Source organism: Pseudomonas sp. GW456-L12 (genome assembly GCF_059424045.1).
The window spans coordinates 71488-77555 of the sequence record NZ_JBWKZA010000029.1 but is presented as its reverse complement, the minus strand read 5'-3'; the positions used below and the strand labels follow the sequence as shown (position 1 = coordinate 77555).

6 protein-coding genes are annotated in these 6068 nt (G+C 57.8%); 5 read left to right on the top strand and 1 reads right to left on the bottom strand.

The window, feature by feature from the left end:
- The first annotated feature begins 284 nt into the window (after positions 1-284).
- From AC07Y9_RS26450 to wrbA, 5 genes are all read left to right on the top strand, one after another.
- Entirely contained in the window at positions 285-1319 is a 1035-nt protein-coding gene (locus tag AC07Y9_RS26450; protein ID WP_102679859.1) for a DUF1254 domain-containing protein, read from the top strand.
- 145 nt (positions 1320-1464) lie between these two features.
- The gene (locus AC07Y9_RS26445) at positions 1465-2316 is read left to right on the top strand and encodes a MipA/OmpV family protein (RefSeq protein WP_102679860.1); all 852 of its coding nucleotides are present in this window, start codon (positions 1465-1467) and stop codon (positions 2314-2316) included.
- Between the two features lie 47 nt (positions 2317-2363).
- Positions 2364-3191, top strand: a complete 828-nt coding sequence (locus AC07Y9_RS26440) for an acid phosphatase (RefSeq protein ID WP_102679861.1) — start codon at positions 2364-2366, stop codon at positions 3189-3191.
- Positions 3192-3204: 13 nt separating this feature from the next.
- A complete protein-coding gene (locus AC07Y9_RS26435; RefSeq protein WP_062823964.1) occupies positions 3205-3999 on the top strand; it encodes a hypothetical protein in 795 nt (264 codons plus the stop codon).
- A 263-nt stretch (positions 4000-4262) separates the two neighbouring features.
- Complete coding sequence (gene wrbA, locus AC07Y9_RS26430) at positions 4263-4862, top strand: NAD(P)H:quinone oxidoreductase (RefSeq protein WP_085533433.1); 600 nt, start codon at positions 4263-4265, stop codon at positions 4860-4862.
- Positions 4863-5222: 360 nt separating this feature from the next.
- On the opposite strand, the gene AC07Y9_RS26425 is transcribed toward wrbA, so the two are convergent.
- Positions 5223-5651: a hypothetical protein gene (locus tag AC07Y9_RS26425; RefSeq protein WP_087089649.1), complete on the bottom strand. Its 429-nt coding sequence runs from the start codon at positions 5649-5651 to the stop codon at positions 5223-5225.
- Between the last annotated feature and the right edge of the window lie 417 nt (positions 5652-6068).

The window sequence follows — 6068 nt, the reverse complement described above, 5'->3', positions numbered from 1 at the left end:
CCTTCGGCCCACTTCGGGCTAAGCCTTCCAATAGCCTCGAACTATCAGGATAGGGCTTGCCGTCCTGATCTGAGCAGCCATTTCTGTACGAGCGCCGCCGGCAAGCTGATCGGTAAGTAATGGCTTGGCCTTTTGGCATCAAATGGCAAGTTTCCATCGAGGCGTTCTTATACAGTTTTAAAAGGTAATGCCAACCCCAGCAAGCACTGCAGCAAGCGATCCATGCACAAGAAAAGCCTGAAGCCGGGGAAGGGAATCACTTCTTATAAGATCAAGAGGTTTAAATGTCCTACTCATCCACGGCCTGCATCGTCGCCCTGACGCTGGCAACTTTTGCCAGTGCAAACGCGCAGTCATCCCCTGCCGCGGCGACGCTGGTGGGTGTCGATAACTTTGTTCGTGCCGAGTCCGACCTGTACATGGGCAAAACGGTGACGAGTGGAGGCTTTGGTCAGTTTGTTCATAACCGTGAACCGGTTCCTATCGACGCTCAGAATGTCGTCCGAATGAATCGGGACACCCTCTACTCATCAGCGGTGTTCGATCTCGATGCCGGTCCAGTCACGATCACATTGCCTGAGGCCGGTGAGCGGTTCATGTCGATGCAAATGGTCAACGAAGATCACTACGTACCCGCCGTCATTTACGGTGCCGGTCGCCATACGCTGACGAAAGAGGATATCGGCACACGCTATGTGTTTGTCGCTGTGCGCATTTTCTTCGATCCCACGGATCGCGAAGACCTTGAGCAGGTGCATGAGTTGCAGGACGCAATCAAGGTCAGCCAGGCCAAGCCAGGGGAGTTCGTAGTACCGAAGTGGGATCAGGCGAGCCAGAAAAAGATGCGTGATGCCCTGGCTGTCCTGGGTTCGACAATCCCCAACTACAACCAGTCCTTTGGCCCTAAAGGTAGCGTCGATCCGATCCAGCACCTGATCGGAACCGCGACGGGGTGGGGCGGAAATCCGAGCAAGGACGCCATCTACCTCGGCGGTGTGATGCCGCAGAACGATGGGAAAACCGTTTACCGTCTCAAAGTTGGACAGGTTCCGGTCCGCAGTTTCTGGTCTGTGAGTGTTTACAACGCAGAGGGATACTTTCAGAAAAACCCATATGACACTTACTCGTTGAATAACCTCACTGCCAAGAAAAGCGATGATGGCTCAATTGTCATTCAGTTCGGTGGTTGTGACGCAAAGATCACTAATTGCCTGCCCGTTATGCCTGGTTGGAACTATACGGTCAGGCTTTATCAGCCAAGCAACGAAATACTAAATGGCCAATGGCGTTTTCCACAGCCGCAGCCCGTCGTTCTATAAGTTCAATCATTCAAATAACGACTGGTTATTTAGATCAATTGGCAGACGCCTTAGTAGCGTTAAACGCACGTTTACCAAGTTTGATATGGCTTATTAAGTCAGGGATGGCTCTGAACTACAGAGTTCACACCAAAGGAACTAAACAATGACAAGCAAAGACCATTCAAATTCTTCTAGACACCCGCAGATGTTCATCATGGGTGCAGCCCTCGCATTGACGCTGGTGTTGCCTGCCCATGCAGCCATTGACGATTCAAACGGCGCTCCATCCGTGACGGTAGGCGGCGGAGTTGCCGTTGGCCCGTTGTACCAAGGCTCTTCACACTACGCCGCGTTCCCGTCGCTGAAACTGAAGGCGCTCTTGCCTACCCAGGACTGGGGCACCTTTACCGCGGCCTTCCCGGACGGGCTGCGTTGGGACTTGCCGGGGCTGGCTCCTTTCGGAGTGGCCTTGTTGATCGGTTATGACCCGGGACGCAAGGAACGCATTCATACCCTGGACGGCCGTGATGACTACCTGCGGGGCATGGGCAACCTGGACAGCACCGCCCTGGTCGGGGCGGAAGCGTACTGGATCCTGCCGGCCGGCCGCCTGTTCGTGCGCGGCCTGCAATCGAGCCAGAACCGCCATTACGGTGGCGAAAGCCTGGGGCGCACGGCGTACCTGGAAGCCGGGGTCGCCACGGCATACCCACTGTCTTCGAGCTTGACCCTGGACTCGACGCTGTACGGCACCTGGAGCAATGAGAACGACATGATGGCGCGCTTCGGCGTCACGGCCCAGCAAGCCGCGCGCACCCGGTTCGATGAATACCGCCCGGGTGGCGGGATGCGCGACGTGACCTTGAAGCTGGGCCTCACCTGGCAATGGCAGCCACAGCTGGCACTGGAAGGCGGCATCAAGACCTACGCCCTGGTCGCCGACGCCCGCGACAGCCCGCTGACGGGTGAGAAGGTCGGTGCCGGTGCCTATCTGAACGCTCTATACCGGTTTTGATAAACCGGTAACACCGGCGCCATCCGATACAGATAAGGGAATGATCGATGAAAAAACTACCTAAGCAGTTGGGGATGACCGTGTCCCTGGCCGGCCTATTCGGCTCGGGACTGCTGCTCGCCGAAGATGCCGCCACCCAGGTCACAGACCCTCACTTCAAGCTGGCTCCAGGCTATCTGGACCCGGCTGACCTGCCAGTGCGCCTGGCGCTGCTCGGTGCCCCGCCCAAACCAGACTCCGCGGCGCTGGCGCGGGATGAGGAAGCACGGCGTGCGGCGCTGGCGCTGCGTGGCACCGTTCGGGAGAAACTCGCGGCAGCGGATGCGGCGCTGTCATTCCCTGGCCCGGCGAAAACATTCTCCTGCGCGCTGGGCACGCCGATCACCGAGAAAAGTACACCGCATCTTTACACCTTGATGCAGCGCACCCTGACCGATGCGGGCGGCTCCACCTACGCCGGGAAGAATGCCTACAACCGTACCCGTCCTTTCGTGGTGCATAACCAAAGCACGTGCCGCAAAGACATGGAGCCACTGCTGCGCACGGATGGTTCCTGGCCGTCCGGCCACTCTGCCGCGGGCTGGGCCTGGAGCCTGGTATTGGCTGAGATCAATCCGGCACGCGCCACCGAATTGATGACCCGTGGCCTGTCATACGGCCAGAGCCGGGTCATCTGCGATGCGCACTGGCAGAGCGATGTGGATGCAGGCCGCATCATGGGGGCCGCCACGGTGGCGAGCCTGCATGGCAATCCGACGTTCCTGGCGGACCTGGCGGCCGCAAAGGAGGAGGTCAAGGCTGCGCAAAAGGCGGGCCTGAAGCCTACAGAGGACTGTGCGGCCGAGGGCGTGGCGCTCTCGCTGACCCAGCACTGATCGGAGAAACACCATGATGCACAGTGACAACCCACGCTCGCCTTTGCGGTGCAAGCAGGCCCGCCTGGCGCTGCTGGTCAGCGCCTTGACGACCGCGGGCTCCAGTCTGCCGATGGTGGCCATGGCGGCAGACGCTGATGGCTGGCAGTTCAACGGCGGGCCTTACCTATGGGGCGCCGGTATCCGTGGGCATGTGGGCCACCGCAGCACCGGGACCCAGTTTATAAAATCCGACTTCTCCGACATCGCGCGTAGCGTCGATATGTCGGTGATGCTGATGGGCGAGGCGCGGCGCGGGCCCTACAGCGTACTCGCCGACCTGATGTACATCGACACCGACACCCGCAACCGTCTGCCAGCGGGCGCCCCGGCGTCCAAGCTTGAGGTGGAAAGCAAGACGGCCTCGGGATTCCTGGGGGGCGGATACCAGGTGTTGGGGGATGACGATCATCGGTTGGACGTCGCGGGCGGCGTGCGGGTCTGGTACAGCAGCACCACCATCACCCTGCACGGCGGACCTGCTGGCGGCCTGTCCGGGTCCGACAAGGCCACCTGGGCCGACGCCATGGCGGGGCTGCGTGGGCACTATGCCGTGAACGAGCGATTCTGGTTGTCATCCTGGGGCATGGCGGGCGCCGGCCAGTCGCGGGAAGACTGGGACCTGGCCGCGCTGGCGGGCTGGGAGTTCTGGCCGGGCTTTTCTGCGGTGGCCGGTTACCGGGCCATGGGGGTGAATTATCGCCATGACGGTTTTGTCTACGACATTGTCCAGAAGGGGCCACTGTTGGGGATCAGTGGGCGATTCTGAGGCTTTCATGTCATTACGTTTTTCTCTGCTACCCATCCGCAGTATGTCAAAGGCCAACCTTCGGGTTGGCCTTTGTTGCTTTCCAGGATCAGGTTTTTCGAACATCCCGTTCGATATTTTCTCATATTCACAGAAGCCAATTAGATCGATCATGCGCCACGACTCACGCAGATGCGGGTGAAACAGTGGGATGGATAACTAACCTGATCGCCTATTTAACAGGCCGTCAGTCAGCTCAAGACACACCTCAAGAGGAAGTACGCATGGCTAAGGTATTGGTTCTTTATCATTCGATGTACGGTCATATCGAAACAATGGCCCAGAGCGTGTCGGAAGGTGCCCGGAGCGTTCCCGGGGTTGAAGTCACCCTCAAACGCGTACCCGAGACCATGGACCCGGAAGCCTTCAAGGCTGCCCATGGCAAAGTGGATCAGAGCGCTGCGGTTGCCACGCCAGGTGAGCTGGGCGACTACGACGCAATCATCCTGGGTACTCCGACCCGCTTCGGCAATATGTCGGGCCAGATGCGCAACTTCCTCGACCAGACTGGTGGGTTGTGGGCCAAGGGCGGCCTGGTTGGCAAGCTCGCCAGTGTATTCACCTCGACAGGTACCGGCGGCGGCCAGGAGATGACCATTACCTCCACGTGGACCACCCTGGCTCACCACGGCATGATCATTGTGCCCATCGGTTACAGCTCGCCAGCCTTGTTCGATACGTCCAGTGTCGGCGGTGGCACGCCTTATGGCGCATCCACCATTGCCGGTGGTGACGGCTCGCGCCAGCCCGATGCCCGGGAACTGGAGATCGCCCGTCATCAAGGCCAGTACGTGGCCCAGCTGGCGGTCAAACTGAGCAAGTAACAAATCGCCAGGTGAGCGCTGAAGCAGACACTGCATAAGCAGTGTCTGGATTCGACTCCCGGCGTGGCACTCTACAGAACAAAGCCCTCGCAACGATGCGAGGGCTTTGTTGTTTCTACCAGACGTACATTGTTCTAGCGGCTCTTGAGTTATCCACACCTGCCGCTCATACAAAACATAATCGTGGCTCCGTCGCACATCGGTCCGGCTATCCGGGAGCGGACAACTGATCTTGCAATACGAGTAAGCCGGCATCCATCTTGATCAACGTGCCCAAATGAGGCATCGCGCTCTATCGCCAAAGCTCAATTCAAAAGAGTTATAGAGGCCGCCAGTTTTAGCTACTCCCAAACTTGCTGATCATTGCTTTGGTGGCAGGCAGTCAGCCTGTAGAAAAACCATCGAATAAGTGAAATGCCTATCGAAAGACAGGGGCGGAGTACCGGGGGCGGTCCACTCCGCATAATTGCCTGTCATGGCGGTAGGGCTGTCCAGCTTACCCATCGCCATGCTCGCAATGGTACCGATCTGGGAGATAGGAATACTTCCATACCAATGGACATCTTTTTCGTTCTTGAACCAGTTGCCGTTCCAATTTGGCTCGCTTGTGGAATACCACGTGTTATCGGCTTTTAAGCAAACCGTCTGAACAGTCGCCGCAGCTCCGCCTGGAATGGTGAACGTCGACATCCGCCATAAGCCAACAGGCGAACTATCAGCGTGAGCTGCGCCAACAGCCCCAGCAGCAAGGCCGAGCGAAAGCACAAAACGGATAAAGCTTCCCTTCATAAATTTTCTCCATGGAAACATGTTGCATTGAGTTGGACTGGATAGAATCCCAGTCAAAATAACTGTATATACATACAGTATTTCGACACAACCCCATGCCGATGAAATTTCTCCGGAAGGCCAATCATTTGTCCCCTACAAGGCATGCACAAAAGCTCGGCAGGCTTTAAGCACAAGGGCTGCCAGATTTCCTACGGGCAACAAACCGCTAATACCCACTTCACCAGGCCAATTCGAACAGAATGACTCACGCCCCTCAGATTGCCCTATGTGCCCGCAGCCCCCGGCCAGCAAGGCGTTGACAGGGGCGATGCTATACTTTTTTAGCTAGCGATCAGCGTGCGGTGTTATCCAGAGCAACAGGAAAACGCTCTGGAATTTCAGATAACGACTGCAGAAAAAATGGGGGCCTCTGCG